Annotated in this window: 24 protein-coding genes, 1 pseudogene and 1 riboswitch; of the genes and pseudogenes, 8 read left to right on the plus strand and 17 right to left on the minus strand. The window is 62.7% G+C overall.

Translation table 11 applies throughout. From position 1 onward, the window contains the following. Window positions 1-52: 52 nt before the first annotated feature. Together K7H91_RS19670 and K7H91_RS19675 are read left to right on the plus strand one after the other, a co-directional pair. Window positions 53-412, plus strand: a pseudogene (locus tag K7H91_RS19670) (MerR family transcriptional regulator); the annotation flags it as partial. 10 nt (window positions 413-422) lie between these two features. Beyond that, entirely contained in the window at window positions 423-830 is a 408-nt protein-coding gene (locus K7H91_RS19675) for a carboxymuconolactone decarboxylase family protein (RefSeq protein ID WP_230721948.1), read from the plus strand. Window positions 831-842: 12 nt separating this feature from the next. Here K7H91_RS19675 and hflX read toward each other — a convergent pair whose 3' ends face one another. From hflX to dusB, 8 genes are all read right to left on the minus strand, one after another. Then, window positions 843-2,186: a GTPase HflX gene (hflX, locus tag K7H91_RS19680; protein WP_419197501.1), complete on the minus strand. Its 1,344-nt coding sequence runs from the start codon at window positions 2,184-2,186 to the stop codon at window positions 843-845. 13 nt (window positions 2,187-2,199) lie between these two features. Then, window positions 2,200-2,442, minus strand: a complete 243-nt coding sequence (hfq, locus tag K7H91_RS19685) for an RNA chaperone Hfq (protein ID WP_018063272.1) — start codon at window positions 2,440-2,442, stop codon at window positions 2,200-2,202. 180 nt (window positions 2,443-2,622) lie between these two features. Continuing rightward, the gene (trkA, locus tag K7H91_RS19690) at window positions 2,623-3,999 is read right to left on the minus strand and encodes a Trk system potassium transporter TrkA (protein ID WP_018063270.1); all 1,377 of its coding nucleotides are present in this window, start codon (window positions 3,997-3,999) and stop codon (window positions 2,623-2,625) included. A gap of 56 nt (window positions 4,000-4,055) precedes the next feature. Next, entirely contained in the window at window positions 4,056-5,420 is a 1,365-nt protein-coding gene (locus tag K7H91_RS19695) for a sigma-54-dependent transcriptional regulator (protein WP_230721917.1), read from the minus strand. After that, a complete protein-coding gene (locus tag K7H91_RS19700; RefSeq protein WP_230721918.1) occupies window positions 5,410-7,707 on the minus strand; it encodes a sensor histidine kinase NtrY-like in 2,298 nt (765 codons plus the stop codon). The genes K7H91_RS19695 and K7H91_RS19700 overlap by 11 nt, the downstream gene beginning before the upstream one ends. Window positions 7,708-7,863: 156 nt before the next feature. Further along, a complete protein-coding gene (gene ntrC / locus K7H91_RS19705; protein WP_230721919.1) occupies window positions 7,864-9,315 on the minus strand; it encodes a nitrogen regulation protein NR(I) in 1,452 nt (483 codons plus the stop codon). A gap of 1 nt (window position 9,316) precedes the next feature. After that, window positions 9,317-10,468, minus strand: coding sequence for a two-component system sensor histidine kinase NtrB (locus K7H91_RS19710; RefSeq protein WP_230721920.1), 1,152 nt, complete (start codon window positions 10,466-10,468; stop codon window positions 9,317-9,319). After that, a complete protein-coding gene (dusB, locus tag K7H91_RS19715; RefSeq protein WP_230721921.1) occupies window positions 10,465-11,481 on the minus strand; it encodes a tRNA dihydrouridine synthase DusB in 1,017 nt (338 codons plus the stop codon). The genes K7H91_RS19710 and dusB overlap by 4 nt, the downstream gene beginning before the upstream one ends. Here dusB and K7H91_RS19720 point away from each other — a divergent pair. From K7H91_RS19720 to K7H91_RS19730, 3 genes are read left to right on the plus strand one after another with little or no spacing between them, the layout of a single operon-like run. Further along, complete coding sequence (locus K7H91_RS19720; protein ID WP_018063264.1) at window positions 11,458-11,640, plus strand: hypothetical protein; 183 nt, start codon at window positions 11,458-11,460, stop codon at window positions 11,638-11,640. The genes dusB and K7H91_RS19720 overlap by 24 nt on opposite strands. After that, window positions 11,627-12,838, plus strand: coding sequence for a bifunctional 2-C-methyl-D-erythritol 4-phosphate cytidylyltransferase/2-C-methyl-D-erythritol 2,4-cyclodiphosphate synthase (locus tag K7H91_RS19725; RefSeq protein ID WP_230721922.1), 1,212 nt, complete (start codon window positions 11,627-11,629; stop codon window positions 12,836-12,838). The genes K7H91_RS19720 and K7H91_RS19725 overlap by 14 nt, the downstream gene beginning before the upstream one ends. Then, window positions 12,835-13,329, plus strand: coding sequence for a CinA family protein (locus tag K7H91_RS19730; protein WP_230721923.1), 495 nt, complete (start codon window positions 12,835-12,837; stop codon window positions 13,327-13,329). The genes K7H91_RS19725 and K7H91_RS19730 overlap by 4 nt, the downstream gene beginning before the upstream one ends. Here K7H91_RS19730 and K7H91_RS19735 read toward each other — a convergent pair. After that, window positions 13,320-13,766, minus strand: a complete 447-nt coding sequence (locus K7H91_RS19735) for a type II toxin-antitoxin system RatA family toxin (protein ID WP_230721924.1) — start codon at window positions 13,764-13,766, stop codon at window positions 13,320-13,322. The two genes, K7H91_RS19730 and K7H91_RS19735, sit on opposite strands and share 10 nt — an antisense overlap. Window positions 13,767-13,905: 139 nt before the next feature. Further along, window positions 13,906-13,993, plus strand: a riboswitch (glycine riboswitch). A gap of 225 nt (window positions 13,994-14,218) precedes the next feature. Here K7H91_RS19735 and gcvT point away from each other — a divergent pair. The 3 genes from gcvT to gcvP are packed head-to-tail and all read left to right on the plus strand — an operon-like array spanning window position 14,219 to window position 18,543. Further along, window positions 14,219-15,295, plus strand: coding sequence for a glycine cleavage system aminomethyltransferase GcvT (gene gcvT / locus K7H91_RS19740; RefSeq protein ID WP_230721949.1), 1,077 nt, complete (start codon window positions 14,219-14,221; stop codon window positions 15,293-15,295). Window positions 15,296-15,313: 18 nt separating this feature from the next. Further along, on the plus strand, window positions 15,314-15,679 hold the full coding sequence (gcvH, locus tag K7H91_RS19745; protein ID WP_018063259.1) for a glycine cleavage system protein GcvH: 366 nt from the start codon (window positions 15,314-15,316) through the stop codon (window positions 15,677-15,679). Next, the gene (gcvP, locus tag K7H91_RS19750; protein WP_230721925.1) at window positions 15,679-18,543 is read left to right on the plus strand and encodes an aminomethyl-transferring glycine dehydrogenase; all 2,865 of its coding nucleotides are present in this window, start codon (window positions 15,679-15,681) and stop codon (window positions 18,541-18,543) included. The genes gcvH and gcvP overlap by 1 nt, the downstream gene beginning before the upstream one ends. A 382-nt stretch (window positions 18,544-18,925) precedes the next feature. On the opposite strand, the gene K7H91_RS19755 is transcribed toward gcvP, so the two are convergent. The 8 genes from K7H91_RS19755 to K7H91_RS19790 all read right to left on the minus strand — a co-directional run bounded on the left by K7H91_RS19755 (window position 18,926) and on the right by K7H91_RS19790 (window position 24,910). Next, complete coding sequence (locus K7H91_RS19755; RefSeq protein WP_230721926.1) at window positions 18,926-19,831, minus strand: hypothetical protein; 906 nt, start codon at window positions 19,829-19,831, stop codon at window positions 18,926-18,928. A 46-nt stretch (window positions 19,832-19,877) separates the two neighbouring features. Beyond that, entirely contained in the window at window positions 19,878-20,855 is a 978-nt protein-coding gene (locus K7H91_RS19760; protein WP_230721927.1) for a linear amide C-N hydrolase, read from the minus strand. Between the two features lie 75 nt (window positions 20,856-20,930). Next, window positions 20,931-22,022, minus strand: coding sequence for an AbrB family transcriptional regulator (locus K7H91_RS19765; protein WP_230721928.1), 1,092 nt, complete (start codon window positions 22,020-22,022; stop codon window positions 20,931-20,933). A 164-nt stretch (window positions 22,023-22,186) separates the two neighbouring features. Continuing rightward, on the minus strand, window positions 22,187-22,597 hold the full coding sequence (locus tag K7H91_RS19770) for a hypothetical protein (RefSeq protein WP_230721929.1): 411 nt from the start codon (window positions 22,595-22,597) through the stop codon (window positions 22,187-22,189). A 15-nt stretch (window positions 22,598-22,612) separates the two neighbouring features. Continuing rightward, the gene (locus tag K7H91_RS19775) at window positions 22,613-23,203 is read right to left on the minus strand and encodes an IMPACT family protein (protein ID WP_230721930.1); all 591 of its coding nucleotides are present in this window, start codon (window positions 23,201-23,203) and stop codon (window positions 22,613-22,615) included. A gap of 46 nt (window positions 23,204-23,249) precedes the next feature. Continuing rightward, window positions 23,250-23,663, minus strand: coding sequence for a DUF2177 family protein (locus tag K7H91_RS19780; RefSeq protein ID WP_230721931.1), 414 nt, complete (start codon window positions 23,661-23,663; stop codon window positions 23,250-23,252). Between the two features lie 9 nt (window positions 23,664-23,672). Further along, complete coding sequence (locus tag K7H91_RS19785) at window positions 23,673-24,347, minus strand: ChrR family anti-sigma-E factor (protein WP_230721932.1); 675 nt, start codon at window positions 24,345-24,347, stop codon at window positions 23,673-23,675. Beyond that, window positions 24,344-24,910 carry a sigma-70 family RNA polymerase sigma factor gene (locus K7H91_RS19790; RefSeq protein WP_419197502.1) on the minus strand — a complete coding sequence of 189 codons (567 nt, stop codon included), beginning with the start codon at window positions 24,908-24,910 and terminating at the stop codon, window positions 24,344-24,346. The genes K7H91_RS19785 and K7H91_RS19790 overlap by 4 nt, the downstream gene beginning before the upstream one ends. Between the last annotated feature and the right edge of the window lie 97 nt (window positions 24,911-25,007).

Genomic DNA, 25,007 nt, shown 5'->3' on the forward strand with positions numbered 1-25,007 from the left:
AGCGCGCTCGAAGCCGTAGCTTTGCCCGCGTCGTGACGAAAGCAGGACTTCGATGAAGATTGGTGAACTCGCAAAACGCTCCGGCCTGACGGCGCATACCCTCCGCTATTACGAGAAGATCGGCCTTTTGCCCGATGCCGACCGCGATCGCTCAGGCCATCGCGACTACGACGCATCGGCGCTGGTCTGGATCGAATTTCTCGGCCGGCTGAAGACCACCGGCATGCCGATCAGGCAAATGCTGCACTATGCCGAACTCAGACGGCAGGGGCCTGCCACGGAAAAGCAGCGTCAGCGCCTGCTCGAACAGCATCGTGATGCGGTGCGCGAGCACGTTTACGAACTCCAGTCCTGTCTTGATGTCCTCGACGACAAAATCGCCGGCTATGCCGGAAATGATCGCAACAAGGATTGATGACGTGATGAATGAACAGAACCAGACAATCGGCGAAACCCGCCTGGACCGCGGCAAGCGCATGCTTGCGGCTATCGACGGGCAGGCGGGACAGAATGTCATCGACGCGCTCGATGATATCGCCCCCGATTTCGCCCGTTATGTCTTTGAATTCCCCTTCGGCGATATCTATGCCCGCCCCGGGCTCGGCTTGCGCGAACGCGAGATTGCCACAGTCGCCGCCCTCACCGCGCTCGGAAACGCAGTCCCTCAGCTCAAGGTCCATATCGAAGCCGGGCTCAATGTCGGGGTGAGCCAGGAGGAAATCGTCGAAACCATCATGCAGATGTCGGTCTATGCCGGCTTTCCAGCCGCGCTGAACGGTCTGTTCGCGGCAAAGGAGGTCTTCGCAGCTCGTTCCGACGCGAACGCCTGATCCGTCCCGGAATCACTCCGCCAGCATGCTCTCCAGCCGCTGGGCCTCGCCGCCGGCGAGCCGCAGGTCGAGGCTGACGGAGCCGTCCTCGAGATCGCGGCGCTCGTCGACGAGCGCGTGCTCGTAAAGCCAGGGCAGCAGGTGCAGTTGATCGGGCGAAAGCGTGATGGTCGTTTCCGTCAGGACGCCCGCGAGCCGGTCGGCGATGCGATCTACCAACACGTCGACGCCCTCGCCGGAAATGGCGGAGACGGCCATGACGTTCTCGGTGGCCGAAGCCCGCGCCATGATGGCGTCATGCTCTTCCGGGCCCAAAAGGTCCACCTTGTTCCAGACCTCCAGAATGCGGGCATTCTGCTCGGCCTCGTCAATGCCGAGTTCGCCGAGGATGCGCAGCACATCGGCCGATTGCGCATCGCGGGCAGGATCGGCCATGTCGCGGACATGGAGGATCAGGTCCGCCTCCAGCACTTCTTCCAGCGTCGCGCGGAAGGCGGCGACCAGATGGGTCGGCAGATCCGAGATGAAACCGACGGTGTCGGAGAGGATCACGGTGCGGCCATGCGGCAGCTTCATCCGGCGCAACGTCGGGTCGAGGGTTGCAAACAGCATGTCCTCGGCCAGCACCCCTGCCCCGGTGATCCGGTTGAACAGCGTCGACTTGCCGGCATTGGTGTAGCCCACCAGCGCCACGATCGGATGCGGCACCTTCTTGCGCTTGGAGCGGTGAAGCTTTCGGGTGCGCACCACCTGCTCCAGCTCGCGTTCAAGCTTCGTAATGCGCTCGCGCAGCATTCGTCGGTCGGCCTCGATCTGGGTTTCGCCGGGACCGCCCATGAATCCGCCGCCGCCGCGCTGGCGCTCAAGGTGGGTCCAGCTTCTGACCAGACGGCCGCGCTGATAGTTCAGATGCGCAAGCTCGACCTGAAGCCGGCCCTCCTTGGTGGAGGCACGCTCGCCGAAAATTTCGAGAATCAGCCCGGTGCGGTCGATCACCTTGGCAACCCAGGCCTTTTCAAGATTGCGCTGCTGCACCGGCGACAGCGGGTGATCCACGACCACGAGGCCAATATTCTTCTCATCCAGCAACGCGTCGAGCTCTTCGATCTTGCCGGTTCCGAGCAGGGTCGCCGGGCGCGGATCGTTGATTGTCACGATCTCGGAGGCTGCCACCTCAAGCCCGATTGCGCGGGCAAGGCCCTCGGCCTCCTGCAAGCGGCTTTCAGGCGCGCGGGAAGACAGCGCGGTGCGTTCGGCCTCGGCCCGCGACTGCTTGATAACCGGCACGATCACGAGAACGCGGGAGGAATCCCTGTTCTCGTATTCGCTCTCGGGAAATTGGGTATTGTCGGAAATGGAAGCTCACCTATCAGGAAGCGTTGTCATCGCCTTCGAACATCTGCACCGGCTGGCCCGGCATGATCGTCGAAATGGCGTGCTTGTAGACAAGCTGCGAATGACCGTCACGGCGCAGCAAGACACAGAAATTGTCGAACGACGTCACCACGCCGGTCAGTTTCACGCCGTTGATCAGGAAGATCGTCAGGGAAATTTTCTGCTTGCGAACCGTGTTGAGAAAAAGATCCTGCAAATTCTGAGAACGTTCCGCCATAGCGCCGCTTCTTTCTTTCTCTTGCCGGCCGGGGCCGGTTCCACCTCTTTGTTGCCATCGAAAACGTCAGGGCAACAGATCATGAACTTTTGGTAGCAAATCACCGGCGCTTCCGCAACGGCGAAAAACATGAGCCCCCGAGACTCCTTTTTCGGGGGCCTTGCCTGAAGGCCGGATCGCTCAGAAATACTGGATCGAAACCCGGAAGAGCTGCTCGACGTGACGCACCGCGGAAGCGGCGGCAAACAGGATCACCCGGTCATGCGCCTTGATCTTGAGATCGCCATGCGGCCGGATGACCTCCTCGCCCCGGTAGATCGCGCCGATGCGGATGCCGTCGGGCAGGTCGAGGTCGCGGAACGGCGTACCGACGAGCGGCGATGTCGCGAGCGCCTCCGCCTCGATCACCTCGGCGGCACCCTTCTGCACCGCGTAGACCGAGCGGATGCGCCCCTTGCGCACATGCTGAAGCACGCGTGAGATCGTGACCGCGCGCGGATTGATATAGGCATCGATACCGAGCGATTTGGTGACATCGTGAAACGACGGGTTGTTCAGGAGCGCCAAATTGGACTTGCAGCCAAGCTGCTTGGCGATCACCGAGGCCAGGATATTGGTCTGGTCGTTATTGGTCAGAGCGACCATCAGATGGGCGTCGGGCACATCGGCCTGCACCATGATGTTCTGGTCGAGCGCCGAGCCATGGATGACGATGCCGTGGTGCAGCGCATCCGACACCGCCACCGCCTTGTCACGGTCCTGCTCGATCATCTTGATGCGGGTCTTGGGCTGCAGGTCCTCGATCGACTTGGCGACGAAGAAGCCGATATTGCCGCCGCCGGCGATCACGATCCGCCGCGCCTCCTGCTCCTCATGGCCGAACAGCGCCAGGGTGCGCCGGATATGCTCATGTTCGCACACAACATAGACGAGGTCGCCAGCGAGAATCTGGTCGGTCGAATGCGGAATGATCACCTCTTCATGGCGATAGATACCGGTCACCGTCGCGTTCAGGTCCGGAAACAACTGGCTGAGCTGGACGAGCGGCGTGTTCAACACCGGGCAGTCGTCATTGCACTCCACGGCAAGCATCGCGATCTTCTCGTCGGCGAAACGCACGATATCGGTGGCGCCGGGGAAGGAGATGCGGCGTAGCACCATCTTGCCGACTTCGACTTCGGGCGAAATCGTGACATCGATCGGCATGTGGTCGCGCGAAAACAGGTCCGAATAATGCGAATGCAGATAGCTTTGCGAGCGGATGCGGGCAATCTTGGTCGGCACATTGAACAGCGAATGCGCGACCTGGCAGGCGACCATGTTGATCTCGTCATGCAGCGTCACGGCGATGATCATGTCCGCCTGATCGGCGCCGGCCTTGGCCAGCATGTCGGGGTGGGCGCCGTGGCCGACATAGCCGCGCACGTCCAGAAGCTCGGTGATGGCGGTGATGAGCGACGCGGACGTGTCAATAACGGAGACGTCGTTATATTCCTGGGAAAGCCGTTCGGCGATGCCGAAACCGACCTGACCAGCGCCGCAGATGATGATTTTCATAAGAACCCCTCTGGGGTTTGGTAAGTTCAGTTGGCCGCAATCTGCCCGGTTTTGGCCTAAATGCCAAGCGACTTAAGCTTGCGGTGCAGCGCGGATCGCTCCATCCCGACAAATTCGGCGGTGCGCGAAATGTTCCCGCCGAACCGGTTGATCTGCGCCATCAGATAGTCGCGTTCAAAGCGCTCGCGCGCCTCTCTCAGCGGCAGCGTCATGATATGCGCATCGCCCGAGGTCTGGATCTGCGGCAACACGTCGGAAAGGTCGGCCGGCAGCAGGTCGGCGGAGATCGGCGCGGACGCGTCCTCCTCGCGCGACAGGATCAGCAGCCGCTCGAGATTGTTGCGCAACTGCCTGATATTGCCCGGCCAGTCATGGGCCTGCAGGATCGCCATCGCGTCATCGCCGATCGAGCGCTGGCGGATGCCGGCCTGCTCACAAAGCTGGCGCATAACGAAATCGACCAGGAAGGGAATATCCTCGCGCCGTTCGGAGAGCGAGGGAATGCGCACCGGCACCACCGCCAGCCTGTGAAACAGGTCCTGCCGAAACTGACCCTCGTCGATCCGCGCCTGAAGGTCGAGCGCGGTCGAGGACAGGATCCGGACATCGACCGATACCCGCCGGCTGCCGCCGACCCGCTCGAACTGCTGATCGACCAGCACCCGCAGGATCTTTTTCTGGGTTTCCAGCGGCATTTCGCCGATCTCGTCCAGGTAGAGCGTGCCGCGATGGGCGCGCTCCAGCGCGCCGGTCTTGCGCGTCCGCCCACCGCCACCTTCCACGCCGAAAAGCTCGGTCTCCATGTTTTCGGGCGTGATCGCAGCCGCGTTCAGCGCCACGAACGGGCCCTCGGCGCGCAGGCTCTTCTTGTGCATCAGCCGGGCCACCACCTCCTTGCCGGAGCCGGAAGGGCCGAAGATCATCACGCGGGAGTTGGTCGGGCCGACCTTGTCCACCATCTGGCGCAGTTGCGACACCAGCAGAGAGGAACCGACGAGCTCTTCCGGGTCGCCGCTCTTGCGCTTGAGTTCCTGCACCTCGTTCTTCAGCCGCGAATTCTCCAGCGCGCGTTCGGCGATCAGCACCAGCCGGTCGGCCTTGAATGGCTTCTCGATGAAATCGAAAGCGCCGCGCTTGATGGAGGAGACCGCCGTCTCGATATTGCCGTGACCGGAGATCATGACCACCGGCAGGTCTGCGTAGCGCGACTTGATTTCCTCCAGCAGCGCCAGCCCGTCGAGACGGCTCCCCTGCATCCAGATATCGAGGAAGATCAGACGCGGGACCCGGTCGGCGATCGCCGCCAGCGCGCTATCGCTGTCATGGGCAACCCTGGTTTCGTGTCCCTCGTCGGACAGGATACCCGAGACGATATCGCGGATATCGGCTTCGTCGTCGACGACAAGAATATCAGAGGCCATCTTGTTTCTCCCTGTCCGTTTCCTGGCGCTCGCCGTCGTGGATATGCGGCAGTTCAACGCGGATCATCGCCCCTCGCCCGCCGGCGAAGTCGTGCGGCGCATCATGCAGTTCGAGCTTGCCGCCATGCTCCTCAATGATCTTGCGAACGATCGCGAGACCAAGGCCTGTCCCCTTTTCGCGCATGGTGATGTATGGCTCAAGGATCATGTGGCGATTTTCGAGCGGCAATCCCTTGCCGTTGTCGATGAAGTCTATGACGTAGCGATCGCGGCTCTCGTCATGAGATGCCCGCACCAGTATCTTGCGTTCACCGTCGAACTCATTTGTTGGAACCGCTTCAATGGCTTCGACGGCGTTCTTGATCAGGTTTCCGAAGGCCTGGCCAAGCATGCGATCGTCAAACAGCCCCGTCAGCGGCTCATCGCCAAAATCGCGCATGAAGGTTACGTCGGTACGGCCCATCTCCAGCAGGAAAATCGCGTCGGAAAGGATCGTGCGCAGGTCACCCCGGGTCTTGGAAGGCTTCGGCATGCGGGCGAAGGAGGAGAACTCGTCCACCATCCGACCGATATCGCCGACCTGGCGGACGATTGTATCAGTACATTGATCGAAGACCTTGCGGTCCTCCTCGTCCTCAATCTTGCGGCCGAAGCGGCGCTTGATCCGTTCCGCCGAAAGCTGGATCGGCGTCAGCGGGTTCTTGATCTCGTGGGCGATACGCCGCGCCACGTCCGCCCAGGCGGTGGAGCGCTGGGCGATGATCAGATCGGTGATGTCGTCGAGCGTGATGACATAGGCATTGGAGCCGTCGCGCGAATCCTCGCGCGTCACCTGAACCGAAAGCGTGCGTTCCTTGCCGAGCCGCACGAGATTGATCTGCTGGCGGAAATTCTGCCGGCTGCGGCGCATGGCGGCGGTCATCACCAGATCGATCTCGGGTGAGATCTCCTCCAGTTTGCGGCCGAGCAATTCGTCGTCCCGTGCCGCCAGAAGCTCGCCGGCGGAGACGTTCACGATCGTGACCATACGGTTTTCATCGACGCCGATCACCGCTGCGGTCACCCCGGAAAGCACGGCCTCGATAAACCGGCGGCGGTCATCGACCTCGTCCTTGGCGACAAGAATCTCGCGCTGCTGCTCGCGGATTTCGGCGACCATCTTGTTGAACGTGCTGGAAAGCCTGCCGACATCGCCGTCGATGGAGCGCACCGGCACGGCGACCTTCATGTCGCCGGAGGCGACCTGGTCCGCGGCCCCGATCAGCATGCGGATCGGCAGCACGATGCGGTCGGCAACCGCGATGCCGGTCCAGATCGCGGCAAGCAGAACGATCAGCGCGAAGCCGAGATAGAGCACGGCGAAGGCGACCTGGATGGAGACCCGGCCCTCCTCCATCGAACTGTATTCGGAGACGTTGTCCTCGATCATCCGCATCGCACCCATCACGGTCGGGTCGACGGCGCGGACGGTGTAGAGCAGGCTGTCGGGGATCGCCTCGAGCGCGATGATCGCGCCAACCAGATTGGTGTCGCCCGGCGGGATCAGCGTCGGCGTACCTGCGGCCGCCTTTTCCAGCGCGTCCTTGGGGATGTCGGGGAGCGGCTTGTCGTCACCGAGGTCTGCCTCGACGATGACGCTGCCATCCGCGCGCACCAGCGAGGCGCCAAGAAGGCCGCGTCCGCGCGCCTGCCGCGCCATCAGGTCGGAGAAGCCGCGGCGATCGAGCAAATAGAGTGACCGGTTGCGCTCCAGATCATTGCCCATGGATAGCGTCTGGCCCTGCAGATAGCTCGCGTTCTCCATCATATAGGCCTGCGCCACATTGAGCGAGGACTGGACGATGGACTGTGTTCTGAGCGCAAACCAGCGGTCCAGCCCGGCATTCAGCGTCAATGTCGCGAAGATCGCCACCAGAATGGCGGGCGTGATCGCCACGATCGAAAACAGCGCCACAATGCGGATATGAAGCTGAGCCGCCGCCCGGCCGCGCCGGCGCGCTTTCAGAAGCTGATTGACCTCCCGCCCGATCAGGAAAACCATGGCGAGGACGAACAGCGAGTTGGCCGCGACCAGCGCGATCACGACCTTGCCGGTTGGCTTGATCGGCGTCAGCCCAAGCAGGATGAACAGCGACAAAAAGGCGGTGATCAGAGCGCCGCTGACAACGAACATGCCGGGCGATCTAAGAATAGCCCGCGCGCCGCCGCGCCCATAGGGCGCGCCATCGTGGGTCCCCTCCTGATGGACGGAATGCGTATCCGCCGCGCTGCCTTGTGCAGTCATCATCGCCCTTCTTGTCAGGTCAGGCGCACCGTCATACGCCGACCATGGAGCGGGTGAACGCGGCCTGTCAAACCGACTCGCGCTTTCCCCTTATGAGGAGGATATGCAACAGATTGTGGCACAAATGCAACGGAAAGCTGCAACAGAAGTCCGGTAAGCTCAGGAACTGCGGGAACTGCGATAGACCGAAACGCCCAGTTCGCGGATCTTTTTGCGCAGCGTATTGCGGTTGAGGCCGAGAAGATCGGCGGCCCGGATCTGGTTGCCGCGGGTCGCCGTCAGCGCCGCCAGGATCAGCGGATATTCGACCTCGTTGAGCACCCGCTCGTAAAGGCCCGACGGCGGCAGGCCGTCGCCGAATCCGGCGAAATAGGTGCGCATGTTCTCCTCCACCGCCTGGGCGATGGTCGGCATGCCGTTTCTGACCGTTGCGCCCTCCGCGGGCGCTTCCGGCTGATCGGCTTGCAATTCCTGTTCCACGATCTCGCGGGTGATCACTTCCTGCGGATAGAGCGCCATCAGGCGGCGAACGAGATTCTCAAGTTCGCGGACATTGCCCGGCCAGCCATAGGATTTCATCGCGTCCAGCGCCTGCTGCTCGAAGCGCTTGCCGCCCAAGCCCTCGACCTCGCCCTCATTGACGAAATGGCGCACCAGATCGCCGATATCCTCAGCCCGTTCGCGCAGCGGTGGCAGGCGCAGCGGCACAACGTTGAGTCGGTAATAGAGGTCTTCGCGGAACAGGCCCTGATTGATCGACTGCTTCAGGTCCTTGTTGGTGGCGGCCACGATCCGGACATCGGTGCGGATCGGCGTGCGCCCGCCGACGGTGGTGTATTCGCCCTGCTGGAGTACGCGCAAAAGCCTTGTTTGCGCATCCATCGGCATGTCGCCGATCTCGTCCAGAAACAGCGTGCCGCCCTCGGCCTGTTCGAACCGGCCGGAAGACCGGGTCTGCGCGCCGGTGAAGGCGCCCTTCTCATGGCCGAAAAGCTCAGACTCGATCAGGTCGCGCGGAATGGCCGCCATGTTGATCGCCACGAACGGGCCATTGCGACGCTTGCCGTAATCATGCAGCGCGCGGGCCACCAGTTCCTTGCCGGTGCCGGATTCGCCGGTGATCATCAGCGTCAAATCGGTCTGCATCAGGCGGGCGAGGACGCGGTAGATTTCCTGCATCGCGGCGGACCGACCCACCAGCGGCATGCCGTCCTGCATGTCATCGCCGAGCGGCGCCGGCTTGCGCTTCGGCTCCGACAGCGCGCGGCCAACGATCGCGATCAGTTCCGTCAGGTCGAAGGGTTTCGGGAGATAGTCGTAGGCGCCCTTTTCCGAGGCGCGCACCGCCGTCATGAAGGTATTCTGCGCGCTCATGACGATGACCGGCAGTTCCGGCCGCGACTTCTTGATGCGCGGCAACAGGTCGAAGGCGTTTTCGTCCGGCATCACCACGTCGGTCAGCACCAGATCGCCTTCCCCGGCGGAAACCCAGCGCCACAGCGTGGCGGCGTTAGAGGTGATGCGGACGTCATAACCGGCCCGGCTCAGCGCCTGGTTCAGCACGGTGCGGATCGCCGCGTCGTCATCGGCAACAAGGATCGTAGCTGTCATGTCATGTATCCATATTCGGGCTGGCCATTTCCGGCGGCAGCGGCAATACATCTTTCGAGACCGGCATGAGAATGCGGAATGTCGTACGGCCGTTCATGTTCTCGCATTCGATGATGCCGCCGTGACCGCCGATGATCTTGGCGACCAGCGCGAGGCCGAGGCCGGTGCCGTTCGGCTTGGTGGTGATGAACGGATCGAACAGATGCGGCATCAGGTCGGCCGGCACACCGGGACCATTGTCCTGCACGCAGAATTCCAGCGGCAGCGATATCTTCTCCCTTGTGCCTGCGACCGACATGCGGATGCCGGGGCGGTAGGCCGAGGTCAGGGTGATCTCGCCATCGGGCTTGTCGCCGACGGCCTCGCACGCATTCTTGACCAGATTGAGAAACACCTGAACCATCTGGTCGCGATTGGCAAAGACCTGCGGCAGCGACGGGTCGTATTCCTCGGTGATCTTGATGTCGCGGGCAAAACCGGCCTTGGCCACCGCCTTCACATGGTCGAGCACGGAGTGGATGTTGAGCGGAACGCGGTCGATCGGCCGCTCGTCGGAAAACACCTCCATCCGGTCGACCAGCGAAACGATCCGGTCCGACTCATCGCAGATCAGCCGCGTCAGCGCCCGGTCGTCGTCGCTGGCATTGGTTTCCAGAAGCTGGGCCGCGCCACGAATACCGGAGAGCGGGTTCTTGATCTCATGGGCAAGCATCGAGGCAAGCCCGGTGACCGAGCGGGCCGCGGCGCGATGCACCAGTTGCCGGTCGATCTTGTCGGCCATGGAGCGGACCTGGAAGACGAGAACCACGCCGCCTTCTTCGCCCACCGGCGCAACATAGATGTCCACCAGCTTGTCCTGGCCAAGACGCGGCGACGACAGGTCGACGCGATATTCGTTGACCGGCGCGCGGCGTTCGCGCACCTGGGCGATCAGCGCCAGAAGCGGGCTGTCGAAGGGAATGAAATCGGACAGCGTCTTGCGCGACAGGTGTGATGCACTCGCCCCGAAGAACACCTCCGCTTCCCAGTTGGTATAGGAGATGCGGCCGTCCTGCTCGATCAGCACGACGGGGTTTTGAATGGCGTTCAAAACCTGCAGAGCGACGGCCTCCGCGCCGAGGCGCTGTCTGCCATTGCCGATAACGGAATTCATGCCGCTTTCCTTTCGGGCGATGCATATTCGAAGATGGCGGCAAGCTGCGCTGACACGAAATCCGGGTCGTCGGCGGTCATGATCGAGGACCGCGCCTCCGCGCCGACGCCGGGCGCAAGCCGCTCAAGGTACCAGCCGAGATGTTTGCGCGCATGACGGACGCCGACTTCAGGACCGTAGAAGCCGATCATGGCCTGATAATGCGCGATCGCGATCCGCGCCTTTTCGTCAAAAGCGGGTTCGGCCCGTCCCGCCAGATAGCCGGCATGCCAGGGACGGCCCTGACACGAGCGGCCGACCATCACGGCCGTGATGCCGGGTCGCGACAGCAGATAGGCGGCATCTTCCCGGCTCTCGATATCGCCATTGGCGATGAAGGGCAGGGAGACGACCTCGGCAACGCGCTCGATCGCCTGCCAGTCGGCTTCGCCCTTGTAGAACTGCATGCGGGTGCGGCCATGCACTGTGACCGCCTGAACGCCCGCCTCTTCCGCGCGCCGCGCCAGATAGGGCGCGTTGATGCTGTCATGGTCCCAGCCGAGCCGCATCTTGACGGTGACCGGCACCTTTACCGCGCCGACGGTCGCCTCGATGATTTCGAGCGCCCGCTCGGGCTCGCGCATCAGCGCCGAGCCGGTATAGCCGCCGACCACCTTCTTGGCCGGGCAGCCCATGTTGATATCGATGATATCGGCGCCGTTCGCTTCGGCGATCCGCGCCGCTTCCGCCATGTAATGCGGATCGCGCCCGGCAAGCTGCACCATATGCGGCTTCAGCCCCGCCCCGCGCAGCCGAACCCAGCTCTCGGCGGTATTGAACGTCAGTTCGCGGCTTGCGATCATCTCCGTCACCACAAGCCCCGCGCCGTGCCGCCACGCAAGCGCGCGAAACGGCAGATCGGTGACGCCCGACATCGGCGCGAGAATCACGCGGTTGCGGATCTCGATCGGGCCGATCCGAAAAGAATCTGATGGTTTGCGGTGAGGCAAATGGCTATCTTTCATGCAGCACATCACTTTGCCCTATTTTTAGACAAGACGCCATTCCTTGCCAAGCACTTTCGCTGGCGCCTTATAAAATTTAGGCAAATGCTGGAAAATTGGGTCAATCCGGGTAAGTTCCGGCCAACAGGAATCAACACGCAGGTTCTAGCCGAACATGGCAGCGGGTGAAAGCTACAATCCAGGGGTGGTCGTGGTTGCCGCCGGGCGCGGCGAACGCGCCGGCGCGCCCGAGGAAGGGCCGAAACAATATCGGCTGATCGGCGGCATGCCGGTGATTGCCCACACCTTGCGCGAATTTGCCGCATGGGGACGCGCGACGGCCGGCATCGTGGTTGTCATTCATCCGGATGACGAGGCCCTTTTTGCCGATGCGCTGTCTCACCTGACAAACCAGGTCGGCATCCGTTTCGTCCACGGCGGCGCGACGCGCCAGCAATCGGTCCTCAACGGCCTTGCGGCGCTCGCGGCGAACGCACCCAGCCACGTGCTGATCCATGACGCGGTGCGGCCCTTCTTCGATGCTGCTCTGCTTGAGCGGGTGTCCGATGCGCTCAATGCCGGCCACGCCGCCGTCCTTCCGGCTGTGGCCGTGGCCGATACGCTGAAGAAGGCGGATAGTGACGGCAATGTCGGCGTAACCGTATCGCGCTCCGGCCTCTACGCCGCACAGACCCCGCAGGCCTTCAGCTTTCCGGTTATTTATGACGCCCACCGCAAGGCGGCCGCTGAAGGTCGCACCGATTTCACCGATGACGCCGGCATCGCCGAATGGGCCGGTCTCGCGGTGCGGCTGGTGGACGGGCTCGCCGACAATGTGAAACTGACATACAAGAGAGAGATCGCCATGGCCGACGAGAAGCTGTCACGCCCCCCGATCGCCGATATCCGCACCGGCAATGGCTACGACGTCCATCAACTGGTGCCCGGCGACGGCGTCACGCTGTGCGGCATCAAGATCCCGCATGACATGGCGCTTTCCGGTCATTCCGACGCCGATGTGGCCTTCCACGCGCTGACCGACGCCCTGCTCGCGACCTGCGGCGAAGGCGATATCGGCGACCACTTCCCGCCATCCGACCCGCAGTGGAAGGGCGCCGCCTCGCATATCTTCCTTGCCCATGCGGCAAAGATCGTACGCGAACATGGCGGCGTGATCCTCAACGCCGACGTTACCCTGATCGCCGAAGCGCCGAAGGTCGGACCGCATCGCCTCGCCATGCGCGAAAATATCGCAGCCTGCCTCGGCATTGATCTCGCCCGCTGCTCGGTGAAGGCCACGACCAACGAGACCATCGGCTTCGTCGGCCGCCGCGAAGGCATCGCGGCGATTGCCACGGCCAGCGTGAACTATGGAAATATGACATGATCGACGCCGATATCGCCGAACGCGCCCGTACCCTGATCGAACATTGCAAGGCCGCCGGCCTCACCATCGCCACCGCCGAATCCTGCACCGGTGGGCTGGTGGTCGCAGCACTCACGGATATCGCCGGCTCTTCGGCGGTCGTCGATCGTGGCTACATCACCTATTCCAACGAAGCGAAGATGGAGATGCTCGGCGTCAGCGCCCGCACGCTCGAAGCCCATGGCGCGGTTTCGCGCGAGACCGCGCTGCAGATGTCGGCGGGCGCGCTGCTGCGCTCCGGCGCCGATCTGGCGGTCGCGGTCACCGGCATTGCCGGCCCCTCCGGCGGCAGCGCGGACAAGCCGGTCGGTCTCGTTCATCTCGCGGCGCGCGATCGCCGCGGACACCTGCACCATATCGAAAGCCGCTATGGCGATATCGGCCGCCACGGCATCCGGCTTGCCACCGTGCAGACGGCGCTCGGCATGCTGGAAGGTCTGATTCAGGCGTAGATTTCGTCCGCCCGCGCCTCGAAGGCCTCGGAGAACTTGCGGAATGCCCGCTCGAACATCGAGCCCATCATTGCGCCCAGAATCCGGTTCTTGAATTCGTAATTGATGTAGAACTGGATCGCGCAGGCGCCCTCGCCTTCCGGCTCGAACCGCCAGCGATTGTCGAGAAAGCGGAACGGCCCATCGACATAGCTGACATCGATCTTGCGCTCGGCCTGATTGAGAAGCACCTGGGTGGTGAAGCTCTCGCGGATGCCCTTGTAGCCAACGGTCATGTCGGCGATCAGCAGCGTCTTGCCGTCCTTTTCGCGCGAGGAGCGCACGGTCAGCGCCTCGCACAGCGGCAGGAATTCGGGATAGCGTTCAACGTCGGCAACCAGATCGAACATGCGATCGGCGGAATGGCTGACGTGGCGGGTTGTCTTGAACTCTGGCATGATGTTTCAGCTAATGCGCCGGGAAGAAAATGGCAAGTGCAACGGATCGCCGGTGCGCAATTTCGCGTCTGCCGGTGGATTTCGCGCCCGCCACACGCTTGCCCCTTGCAAATTGCGCCGCATACCGGATAATCCATGTCGTATCGCGCTGGGAGAAGCCACGTCACTGTGGTGCCGAAGGAGCAACCGCCCCGGAAACTCTCAGGCAAAAGGACCAGCGCGAGGTTCTGAACTCTGGAGACGAGGTCGCGGTTCGCTGTGGCTGGCCGAAGGGATAATAATCTCAGGCACATGGGACAGAGGGGGCTCATTCGCTTTGGCGTTCTTTGGAACGTCGACCCTTGAGCCGGCGTTTTTCATGAAAGACGCAATCCGGAGGCAATCTCTTGGTCTCGCAAGAACCGCTGAAACAAACCCCGCTTCACGCGCTTCATCTGGAGCTTGGCGCCCGCATGGTGCCATTCGCCGGCTACGACATGCCGGTGCAATATCCGATGGGCGTTCTCAAAGAACATCTCCACACCCGGCAAAAGGCCGGCCTTTTCGATGTCTCGCATATGGGACAGGTGTGGCTGAAGCCGATTTCCGGCAATCTCGCCGATGCGGCGCTGGCGCTCGAAAAACTGGTGCCGGTGGATATCGCCGGGCTGAAACCCGGCCGCCAGCGCTATGCCTTCTTCACCAATGAGGACGGCGGCATTCTGGACGATCTGATGGTCGCAAACCGCGGCGACCATCTTCTGGTTATCGTCAACGCCGCCTGCAAGCATGCCGATCTCGCCCATATGAAGGCGCATCTTTCCGACCTCTGCAATGTCGAGGCTTTCTTCGAGGAAAAGGCGCTGCTGGCGCTGCAGGGCCCGAAGGCGGAAGCCGTGCTCTCGCCGCTCTGCCCTTCCGTTGCCGAGATGAAATTCATGGATGTGCGCGCATGCGAAGTCCTCGGCTTCACCTGCGTCATCTCCCGCTCCGGCTATACCGGCGAGGACGGGTTCGAGATTTCCGTGCCGGCCGACAATGCCGAGGAACTCGCCCGCGCGCTGCTGGCGCACGAGGATTGCGAGGCGATCGGCCTTGGCGCGCGCGATTCGCTCAGGCTCGAAGCCGGGCTCTGCCTCTATGGCAACGACATCGACGAGACCACCACGCCGGTCGAGGCGGCGCTTGTCTGGGCCATCCAGAAGGCCCGCCGGCCGGGCGGGATCCGCGGCGGCGGTTTTCCCGGCCAGGAGCGCATCTTCCGCCAGCTCGAGGACGGCGTGCGCCGTAAACGCGTCGGCCTTAAGCCCGAGGGCCGCGCCCCGGTGCGCGCGCCGGCGAAGCTGTTTGCCGATGACGCTGGCCAGCACGAGATCGGCCACGTCACCTCCGGCGGCTTCGGTCCTTCCGCTGAAAGCCCGGTCGCCATGGGCTACGTGTCCGCAGAACACGCCGCCGCCGGCACCACGATTTTCGCCGAGGTGCGGGGCAAATACCTGCCCGTCACCATCGCCGACATGCCTTTCGTCACACCCACCTACAAGCGCTAATCAGCGGGAACAGCAGAAATGACCATCAAATTTACCGAAGAACATGAGTGGCTGAAGATCGAGGGCGATGTCGCCACCGTGGGCATCACTCAGCATGCCGCCGAACAGCTCGGCGACCTCGTTTTCGTCGAACTGCCCGAGGTGGGTGCGACTTTTTCCAAGAATGACGACGCGGCGACCGTCGAATCGGTCAAGGCCGCTTCCGATGTCTTTTGTCCGCTCGATGGCGAGATCACCGAGGTCAACCAGGCGATCGTCGACAATCCGGAACTGGTCAACTCCGCGCCGATGGGCGATGGCTGGTTCTTCAAGCTGAAGCTCGCCAACACTGCCGATGCCGACGCGCTGATGGACGAAGCCGCCTACAAGGAGTTCATCGCCTGATGACGACCCCTGCGGAATTCCAGTTCACCGACTACCAGCCCTATGACTTCGCCAACCGCCGCCATATCGGCCCCTCGCCCGCCGAGATGGAGGCGATGCTGGAGGCGATCGGCTATGACAGTCTCGACGCGCTGATCGACGCCACCGTGCCCGCCGGCATCCGCCAGAAGACGCCGCTCGCCTGGGGCCCCGCCATGACCGAGCGCGAGGCGCTCGACAAGCTGCGCGAGACCGCCAACAAGAACAAGCCGCTCATCTCGATGATCGGCCAAGGCTACAACGCCACCATCACGCCGCCGGTGATCCAGCGCAATATTCTGGAAAACCCGGCCTGGTACACCGCCTACACGCCCTATCAGCCGGAAATCTCGCAAGGGAGGCTGGAAGCGCTCCTGAACTTCCAGACGATGATGGCCGACCTGACGGGCCTCGACATCGCCAATTCTTCGCTGCTCGACGAGGCGACGGCGGCGGCCGAAGCCATGGCGATGGCGAACCGCGTGGCGAAATCCAAGGCCACTGCCTTCTTCGTCGACGAGAACTGCCACCCGCAGACCATTGCCCTGATCAAGACCCGCGCCGAACCGCTCGGCTGGGAGGTGATCGTCGGCGATCCCTTCAAGGACCTCGCGCCCGACGCCGTGTTCGGCGCGATCTTCCAGTATCCCGGCACCTATGGCCATGTGCATGATTTCACCGGCGTGATCGCCGATCTCCATGCCGCAAACGCCATCGCCACCATCGCCGCCGATCCGCTGGCCCTCACGCTCCTGAAATCACCGGGCGAGATGGATGCCGATATCGCCATCGGTTCCTCGCAGCGCTTCGGCGTGCCGCTCGGCTATGGCGGCCCGCATGCGGCCTATATGGCGGTCAAGGACACCTACAAGCGCTCGATGCCCGGCCGCCTCGTCGGCGTGTCGGTGGATAGCCGCGGCAACCGCGCCTATCGTCTGGCGTTGCAGACCCGCGAACAGCACATCCGCCGCGAAAAGGCGACGTCGAACATCTGCACCGCCCAGGTGCTGCTCGCCGTCATGGCCTCGATGTATGGCGTGTTCCACGGCCCGGACGGGCTGAAGGCAATTGCCCAGCAGGTCCACCGCAAGGGCGTGCTGCTCGCCAAGGGCCTCGAGGCGCTCGGCTTCGCGGTGGAGCCGGAAACCTTCTTCGACACGGTCACGGTCGAGGTCGGCGCGTTCCAGAGCCTGATCATGAAGAACGCGGTCGAAAACGGCGTCAACCTCAGGAAGGTCGGCGACACGAAGATCGGCATTTCCGTCAACGAGCGCACGCGGCCGGCCCATGTCGAAGCCGTCTGGGATGCCTTTGGCGGCAAATTCTCGATTGCCGAATTCGAGGCCGATTACCGCCTGCCGCAAAGCCTTTTGCGAACAAGCGCTTACATGACGCATCCGATCTTCCACATGAACCGCGCCGAAAGCGAGATGACCCGCTATATGCGCCGCCTCGCCGACCGCGATCTCGCGCTCGACCGGTCGATGATCCCGCTCGGTTCCTGCACGATGAAGCTCAACGCGACGGCGGAAATGCTGCCGATCACCTGGCCGGAATTCGCCGACATTCACCCCTTCGCGCCGGAAAGCCAGACGGCCGGCTACCGCGAGATGATCGCCGACCTGTCGGAAAAGCTCTGCCAGATCACCGGCTATGACGCCTTCTCGATGCAGCCGAATTCGGGCGCGCAGGGCGAATATGCCGGGCTTCTGACGATCCGCCGCTATCACCGCGCCAATGGCGAGGCCCACCGCAACATCTGCCTGATCCCGACCTCGGCCCACGGCACCAACCCGGCCTCCGCGCAGCTTGCCGGCATGAAGGTGGTGCCGGTGAAATCGCGCGACAATGGCGATATCGACATCGACGATTTCCGCGCCAAGGCCGAGCAGCATGGCGAAAACCTTGCCGCCTGCATGATCACCTACCCCTCCACCCATGGCGTGTTCGAGGAGACGGTGACCGAGGTCTGCGCGATCACCCACGCCCATGGCGGCCAGGTCTATCTCGACGGCGCCAATATGAACGCGATGGTGGGTCTTTCCCGGCCGGGCGATATCGGCTCGGATGTCAGCCATCTGAACCTGCACAAGACCTTCTGCATACCGCACGGCGGCGGCGGTCCGGGCATGGGGCCGATCGGCGTCAAGGCGCATCTGGCGCCGCACCTGCCGGGCAATCCGGCGACGGACCGGACAAGCGGCGCGGTCTCGGCCGCCCCGTTCGGCTCACCGTCGATCCTGCCGATCTCCTGGAGCTACTGCCTGATGATGGGCGGCGAAGGGCTGACGCAGGCAACCCGCGTGGCGATCCTCAACGCCAACTATATCGCGGCCCGGCTGAAGGGGTCCTACACGGTGCTCTACAAGTCGGACAAGGGCCGCGTGGCGCATGAATGCATCATCGACACGCGCCCGCTGAAGGATAGCGCCGACGTCTCCGTCGACGACATCGCCAAGCGCCTGATCGATTGCGGCTTCCACGCGCCCACGATGAGCTTCCCCGTCCCCGGCACGCTGATGATCGAGCCGACGGAATCGGAGACCAAGGCCGAGCTCGATCGTTTCTGCGACGCCCTGATCGCGATCCGCGCCGAGATCACCGATATCGAGGAAGGCCGCGCCGACCGGGACGACAACCCGCTGAAGAACGCCCCGCACACGGTGGAAGATCTCGTCGGCGAATGGACCCATTCGTACTCCCGCGAACAAGCCTGCTTCCCCCCCGGCGCCTTCCGCGTCGACAAATACTGGCCGCCGGTCAACCGCGTGGACAATGTCTATGGGGATCGGAATCTGGTGTGCGCCTGCCCACCGATGAGCGAGTATGCGGAGGCGGCGGAGTAGCGGCGAACGACAACGCTAAACGGAAATTGAGGCCGGCGGAAACGCCGGCCTTCGTTTTGCGGAAAGCCTCGCAACGCTTTCTGCGTCATCCTCGGGCTTGACCCGAGGATCCAATCACATCTGTCGCGAGAGGAGCTTGCGGTTGAATTGAGGTACTTACGCAACGCCGCCCGCGCTTTTCGTGGGGAAAGGTGCTTAGATCCTCGGGTCAAGCCCGAGGATGACGCAGAGTATAAGTGGCCTGATAAACGAAAGCCTATAGGCCGAAAGCCCAGGCCGGCGGGGCCCACCCCAACTCGAGCGAATAGGCCGACTTTACCGCGCCTTCCGTGTCAACCAGTACTGGACGCTGGTGAGCCGGTTCTCATACTCAGGCGTGCCGTTAACAAAACGACGTCTCAGTCAGCAACTCGTCGAGATCTTCTGCAGCAAGCTCATCGATCCATCTCAAAGAGAGCTTCATCTCACCGTCAATAGGACCAACTGGAGATAAAGCAATTCCGATCTGGCCACCGGTTGGCACACCAAATCTTTCTCGCAACGTCAGAATACGTTTCGCACTCAACCCAGCGGGCCTAATCCGCAACTCTGTTCCTCTGATTTGAATTTGTTGGAAAGCTTCATTCCATTCGTCGAGGGTACGCCACAGTGAAATACCCTCATCGAACGAATTAATGTATCGGCGCATCTGTGCGGACCACTGCGCTCCACGAGCAAGAAGTTTATCCTTTTTCAGCTTTACAGAGATGCTTACCTCCCCCGGAGAATCAGCGAAAAGTTCAATGGCCAAGGGGGGCATGTCAACGTGCTGAATGTAATTGCGAAGCCCATAGATCAGTTCATAGCTTCTGTTTTTGCGCTCGACTTCCCCTATGAAACTGCGCCAATTAATCCAACCCTCCGAATCCCGCCCTAGCTCTGTCTTAAGATGGGTTTCTTGGTGTTCGAGATATGAACGAAACGACGCGCACAAGTTCAATAATTTCCGCGAGATTTCCGCCATGCCTCTATCAAAAGAAATTGTGTAACTACCCTGCGCCTTTAAATAGGTGTTTCCGATGTTGACGAACTCTTCTAATAGATCATCGCGGTTGGCAACAACTGCTCGAACTATATGTAGCGAAGAGGCAGCACTATTGACCTGCCTGATATCTGTCTCCAATTCTTCACTTTCGATATAAGACAGTTCCGCTACAAAATTTATCGAATTTTCTATCTCCTCCATTCCGTTATTGTGTTCACGGATACTATATGCATGAACCAACGCGTACCTTGTCTCATCGGCCATTTTCTCTCCACACGAAGAAAAGTCGCTATGTTAGGCGAGGCGTACCTCAAGGCACCAAAAACTCAAACGGCGCCGCCGCCTTCATCAGCCCCGCGACATCCCCGCCCGGCAATGCCGGATCGTTCAGTCCCAGCGTCTTCGCCGGAGCCCCCTCGGAGAGATCGAAATCCGCAAGATCGACCCAGAACACCGAGGGGTTGATGACGGAGTCGAAATAGTAGCGGCGGTGGTCGTGTTCGGCGACGGTGCGCCAGAGGGTGGAGGCGATGTTGGGTTTTTCGGGGTCGGACATGCCGAGCGGGGTCGAGATCGCGCGCACCTGCGAGAACACGGAGGCGAGTGCGGCGCGGCGGTCCTTGAGCGGCGTTGCGGATTTCAGGTTATAGCTGGCGCGGGCGAAGCGGTCGGCGGCGTTCACCGTGCCGGGCAGAAAGCTCTTGCCGCCGACGAGGTTCCAGTAGCCGTTGATGGCAAGCTGCTGGTCATAGGTCGGCGAATTGGTCATCACCTTGTAGTCGCGGCTGTGATGGATGGTAAGCTTGCCGCCGACGAATTCGAAGATCGCGCTGTCGCCGGAGGCATCGGAGAGCGCTAAATGCACGGTCGCCGGCGCGCCGTTCGGCGCCTCGCCGGTGATCACCGTCAGCGGGTCGTCGGCCATGGCCTCGGCTGCTTCCGCGACGGTCGCGAAATTGTCGAGCATGTATTGCAGCCAGGCGCCGACCGAGATCAGCGGCTTGCCCCGCGCGGCCGGATCACCATAGGACGATTCGACCAGATAGAGCATGTTGCCGGCAAGGCCCGCCTCGTTCATGCCGTCGGAGGTGGCGAGGTTATAGATCGCGACGATCACCGAGCCGTATTTCGAGGTCCATGTCGCAGACCCCTCGCCCACCCCGCCATCGCGGGCAAGCCCGCGCGGAAACACCCAGAGATCGGATTGCATGGTCACATCGCGCCAGTCCATCGAGCGGCCGGTGATGTAGGTTGCGTTTCCGGTCTCGTAGAAAATCCGCGTGCACATGATCTGTCCTCCATCGCACCTGTTATCGTTGGCGAAGGCTAACCCGGCAGCGGGCCGTGGACAATCAAAATCGGTTCAGAACCGGCTGTGCTTCGCCACCAGCTTGGCGAGGATCGGCCCGAGCGCCATCACGAAGAAGAACCGCGCGATCTGCATCGACATCACGAAGGCGACGTCGACATCGGTGGAGGCGGAGATGATGGCGATCGAATCCGCGCCGCCCGGGCTGGTGGCGAGATAGGCCGACAGCGGATCGATGCCCGTGAGCCAGACGAGGAGCGCCGCCAGCACGCCGCAGATCGCGACCAGCGCGAGGATCGAGGCGATGACGCGCGGCATGGCGCGGCCGGCATCGACGATCACGGCGCGGTCGAACCGCGCGCCGATGCCCCAGCCGAGCGTGGCATAGGCGATGGCGAGCAGGATCTGCGGCAGTTCGATCTCGATCAGGCCCGTTACGTTCAACACCGAGCCGGCGATCACCGTCGCCAGCATCGGTCCCGCCGGCAGCTTCAGCCACCGGCCGAAGAACACGCCGATCAGGATCAGGGCAAGCGTCTGGGCAAGCGGCCCCCATGCCGGCTCAGCGAACCAGGTGACCGGCACGGCGGTTTCCGCGGCACCCCCGGTCCAGAATCGCGCAAAGGTGGCGGCCACCAGGGTGACGATAACGACGCGGGTATATTGCATGAAGGCGACCAGTCGCATGTCGGCTCCGAACGAGGCGGACATCAGCGTCATCACGCTCGCAGCGCCGGGAAACGCGCCCCAGATCGCCGTCGTGCCGGGCAGCACCTGATATCGCGCCAGAACCCAGCCGATCGCGATGCTGGCGAACACCACCGAGAGCACGCCGGCGACGAAGATCATCCAGTCGGCGGCGATTTCCTGCAGCACCGGCCATGTCATGGTCCGCGCGATCAGGCAGCCGAGCACGCCCTGCGCCAGGTTGAACGGCAGGCGCGGCATGGTGATCCGCCGCCCGGAAAACACGATCAGGATCGACGCCAGCATCGGGCCGAGCAGCAGCGAGGCCGGCAGCGCCACGAGCTGCATCACGATCACGAGAAGGATGGAGAGCACCAGAAGCGGAAGCCAGATGCGCAGAAGCTGTCTTTTCCCGCCGTCAGCGGAGGCCGGTTCTTCCGGCTCTTCTGCGGAATTCATCGTGCGGACAATCCTGTAACGCCGGATCGCCCGCAGCCGCGGGACGACGCTGCGTCATGCCCCGGCCGGCGGGTCCGATCCATTCAACATGGCTGATCTTTCCCGTCACCGGGAATCGGCTCCCGTTCCTCTATACGCGGCGGCGGCGGGCAAGCGCAATCGCCTCACATCGCGCAGTTCTTCCGGCGCATGGCGATGTCCAGCGCGTTGACGCGGCCCTTGGCATAGGCGATCGCGGTTTCCTGGTTCTTGATGTTCTGGTCTTCGGACATGCTGCCGAGGCTTGCGCCGAACATGCGCACGTCGCCGACGATCTCGCTGTCCTGCTCTTGCGAAAGGTCCTTCAGCTTCGCGTTCTCGTCCTCGTATTGGCTGAGCAGCGTCTCGCAGTTCGCGCCGGCGAATTCCTCGGGCGAAACCGGAATCGCACCGATCGAATCGGCGCGCTGGGTGCAGGCGGCAAGCGTGGCGGCAAGGGCGATGACGGTGAGAGCGGAGCGCATGAAGGTGACCTTTGCGGAAAAATGGGGCGACAGCGTATCAACGCCGGCGCATGCGGCGGGTTCCCGCACCATAGCGGATAAATCCGCTCAGTCGTCATCGAATTTCACGCTGCTGCGGCCATTCGTGAGTTCGCGCACAAGCTCGGCCAGCGCCGCGGCCCCCGCCTCCGGCACGCGCAGATGAAAATCGGCGCCGGTCTCGGTGAAATCGCGGCCGGCGATCACGAGGCCATCAACATCCTGAAGCCGTGACTCCACAAGCGCCAGATCGGAAAAGGCGACCGGCAGCACCCCCGCCGTCATCGCCACGATCGGCAGCTTTTCGGCCAGCCGCAGGCACTCCGCGGCGCTGCCGCCATAGGCTCGCGCCAGTCCGCCCGTGCCGAGCTTCACCCCGCCGAACCAGCGCGATACAAGCACCGCGACGCAATCGATCTCCTGTCCCTCGATCGCCTGAAGGATCGGCTTTCCGGCCGTCCCGCCGGGTTCGCCATCGTCGGAGAAGCGGTAATCGGCGCCGATGCGCCAGGCCCAGCAATTGTGGGTGGCATCGGCGAAGCTGTTCTCGGCGATAAAGGTTTTTGCCGCCGCCTCGTCATCCACCGGGGCGGCAATCGTGGCAAAACGGCTTTTCTTGATCTCCCGCTCCGATGTCGCGGGACCTTTGAGCTTGAACATGAGGGTCACCCTTCCGCGCCTTTCAAACGGCACGGCAAGGGCGAAGTCAAGCCGGGCGGCTGGTCAGCTTCAGCGTCGCGAAACTGGCGACAAGCCCGGTCAGACCGGTGGCAAACGCGCCCCAGGCCATATCGACGAACACCACGGTCCACGACCAGCCTGCAAGCGTCGCCATATTGGTGAGATCGTAGGTGCCATAGGCCATCAGCCCGAAAACCGCGCCGGTCGTCAGCCCCTTTAGCGCAGAACCGGCTTTCACTCCAGGGAGAACGGCGAAATAGAAGATGCCGATCAGATACATGAAATAAAAGCTCAGGCCGGCGGTCCAGTTGGGCGACGGCAGCAGCAGCGGCCCGATCTCGGACTGGTAGAACGGGAAGGCGATCGTGCCGAGCCAGATGAAATCCAGCAGGGAAAAGCAGATGGCCGTGGCCACGAAAGCCGTCAGGGCGCGTTTCATGAGGTCACCTCAGATATCGAGAAGTGGTTGCAACACGCGCATGAACCGGCTCTGGAACCGGAGCGGCGCATCGGTGACGGCAAGGCATATGCATTCGGACTCGGGCCCCACCACCGGTTGGTGGATCGTATCCTCGTCCTCCTCCTCGAAATCGCCGGGCCCGAAAGTCTGACCTTCCGAGGTGAAGCTGCCGTGCAGCACCAGCGTCAGTTCGCGGCCGCCATGGCTGTGCTCGGGCAGCGGCTTTCCGGCATCGACCCGCAGCAGGCGCACCTGAATGCCCTTGTCCTCGGTCTGAAGCAGCGCCTGATGGGCATAGAGCCCCAGGCGTCGCCACGGCACGTCGTCGAAGGTCGCGCCGACATAGGAACGCAGCGGTTCGGGTATCAACGCGGCCCCCGGCGCGGCCGGCGCCGGCTTGGCTGCGGCTTTGACATCCGTTGCCTTCAACCGCGCCTGAAGCGCCGCCCAGGAGGCGTCCTCGGAAATCTTCGCGGTTTCGGGTTCTGCCTCTTCCATGAGGGCGCCGCCGGCGGCCTCCATCAGCCGCAGCCTTGCGCGACAATGCGGGCAAAGCGCCAGATGGGTTGCCACCGCGAGCGACCAGCTCTCCTCAAGGCCGCCCGAGGCATATTCGAGCAGGAGCGCGTCGCTGATATGGTGATGGATGGTGCCTGTCTTCATTGATTTTCCCCAAGCGCGGTTCTTAGCCTGGAAAATGCTGCTCTGATTCTGGATTTGACCGTGCCCAGGGGAAGGTCCAGGCGTTCGGCGATGATACTGTGGGAGACTTCCTCGAAAAACGACATCCGCAGAAGCTCTGCCTGTTCCTCCGGCAGGCCGGAGAGTGCTTCGCGCATCCGCGCGGCATTCTCGTCCTGCTCGAACTGGACGTCGGGCGCTTCCGGTCCGTCCGGCACCAGCGCCGGGTCGTCCGGGTCGAATTCCGGCCGGCGCATCTTTCTCAGGCTGTCGACCCTGACGTTACGCGCGACGGTGAAGATCCAGGCCGAGGCATTGCCGCGGGCGGGATCGAACAGTTCCGCCTTGCGCCAGACCATCATCATGGTCTCCTGCATCAACTCCTCGGCAAGCGCCGGGTCCGAGGCGCGTTTCATCATGTAGCTGCGGATGCGCGGGCCGAAATGGCGAAACAGGCGCTCATAGGCCGCCATGTCCCGCGTCCGTCCGACGCTGACCAGGCAGTGCGACATTTCCTCTACCGATAGTTCGGGCAAACTCCTCACCTTCCCGGTGCGCATCCGTTTTCGCATGGCGCGGCCTGCCGCCCCTTTTCGGGGCGCCGCAGGGATCGGACCGGTGACCGGCATGGGGCAAGCGCTT

It is taken from the genome of Martelella mediterranea, from assembly GCF_021021415.1.
In the GTDB taxonomy this organism is placed as follows: Bacteria; Pseudomonadota; Alphaproteobacteria; order Rhizobiales; family Rhizobiaceae; genus Martelella; species Martelella mediterranea_C.

Excerpts from the sequence above, each read along its gene's own strand:
- trkA (WP_018063270.1), bottom strand. The coding sequence starts at position 3,999 with ATGAAAATCATCATCTGCGGCGCTGGTCAGGTCGGTTTCGGCATCGCC.
- gcvP (WP_230721925.1), top strand. The coding sequence starts at position 15,679 with ATGACGACCCCTGCGGAATTCCAGTTCACCGACTACCAGCCCTATGAC.
- ntrC (WP_230721919.1), bottom strand. The coding sequence starts at position 9,315 with ATGACAGCTACGATCCTTGTTGCCGATGACGACGCGGCGATCCGCACC.
- dusB (WP_230721921.1), bottom strand. The coding sequence starts at position 11,481 with ATGTGCTGCATGAAAGATAGCCATTTGCCTCACCGCAAACCATCAGAT.
- K7H91_RS19780 (WP_230721931.1), bottom strand. The coding sequence starts at position 23,663 with ATGAAACGCGCCCTGACGGCTTTCGTGGCCACGGCCATCTGCTTTTCC.
- K7H91_RS19765 (WP_230721928.1), bottom strand. The coding sequence starts at position 22,022 with ATGAATTCCGCAGAAGAGCCGGAAGAACCGGCCTCCGCTGACGGCGGG.
- K7H91_RS19755 (WP_230721926.1), bottom strand. The coding sequence starts at position 19,831 with ATGGCCGATGAGACAAGGTACGCGTTGGTTCATGCATATAGTATCCGT.
- K7H91_RS19770 (WP_230721929.1), bottom strand. The coding sequence starts at position 22,597 with ATGGTGCGGGAACCCGCCGCATGCGCCGGCGTTGATACGCTGTCGCCC.
- K7H91_RS19710 (WP_230721920.1), bottom strand. The coding sequence starts at position 10,468 with ATGAATTCCGTTATCGGCAATGGCAGACAGCGCCTCGGCGCGGAGGCC.
- gcvH (WP_018063259.1), top strand. The coding sequence starts at position 15,314 with ATGACCATCAAATTTACCGAAGAACATGAGTGGCTGAAGATCGAGGGC.
- K7H91_RS19730 (WP_230721923.1), top strand. The coding sequence starts at position 12,835 with ATGATCGACGCCGATATCGCCGAACGCGCCCGTACCCTGATCGAACAT.
- K7H91_RS19760 (WP_230721927.1), bottom strand. The coding sequence starts at position 20,855 with ATGTGCACGCGGATTTTCTACGAGACCGGAAACGCAACCTACATCACC.
- K7H91_RS19725 (WP_230721922.1), top strand. The coding sequence starts at position 11,627 with ATGGCAGCGGGTGAAAGCTACAATCCAGGGGTGGTCGTGGTTGCCGCC.
- K7H91_RS19785 (WP_230721932.1), bottom strand. The coding sequence starts at position 24,347 with ATGAAGACAGGCACCATCCATCACCATATCAGCGACGCGCTCCTGCTC.
- K7H91_RS19695 (WP_230721917.1), bottom strand. The coding sequence starts at position 5,420 with ATGGCCTCTGATATTCTTGTCGTCGACGACGAAGCCGATATCCGCGAT.
- K7H91_RS19720 (WP_018063264.1), top strand. The coding sequence starts at position 11,458 with ATGGCTATCTTTCATGCAGCACATCACTTTGCCCTATTTTTAGACAAG.
- K7H91_RS19735 (WP_230721924.1), bottom strand. The coding sequence starts at position 13,766 with ATGCCAGAGTTCAAGACAACCCGCCACGTCAGCCATTCCGCCGATCGC.
- K7H91_RS19675 (WP_230721948.1), top strand. The coding sequence starts at position 423 with ATGAATGAACAGAACCAGACAATCGGCGAAACCCGCCTGGACCGCGGC.
- hfq (WP_018063272.1), bottom strand. The coding sequence starts at position 2,442 with ATGGCGGAACGTTCTCAGAATTTGCAGGATCTTTTTCTCAACACGGTT.
- gcvT (WP_230721949.1), top strand. The coding sequence starts at position 14,219 with ATGGTGCCATTCGCCGGCTACGACATGCCGGTGCAATATCCGATGGGC.
- K7H91_RS19700 (WP_230721918.1), bottom strand. The coding sequence starts at position 7,707 with ATGATGACTGCACAAGGCAGCGCGGCGGATACGCATTCCGTCCATCAG.
- K7H91_RS19775 (WP_230721930.1), bottom strand. The coding sequence starts at position 23,203 with ATGTTCAAGCTCAAAGGTCCCGCGACATCGGAGCGGGAGATCAAGAAA.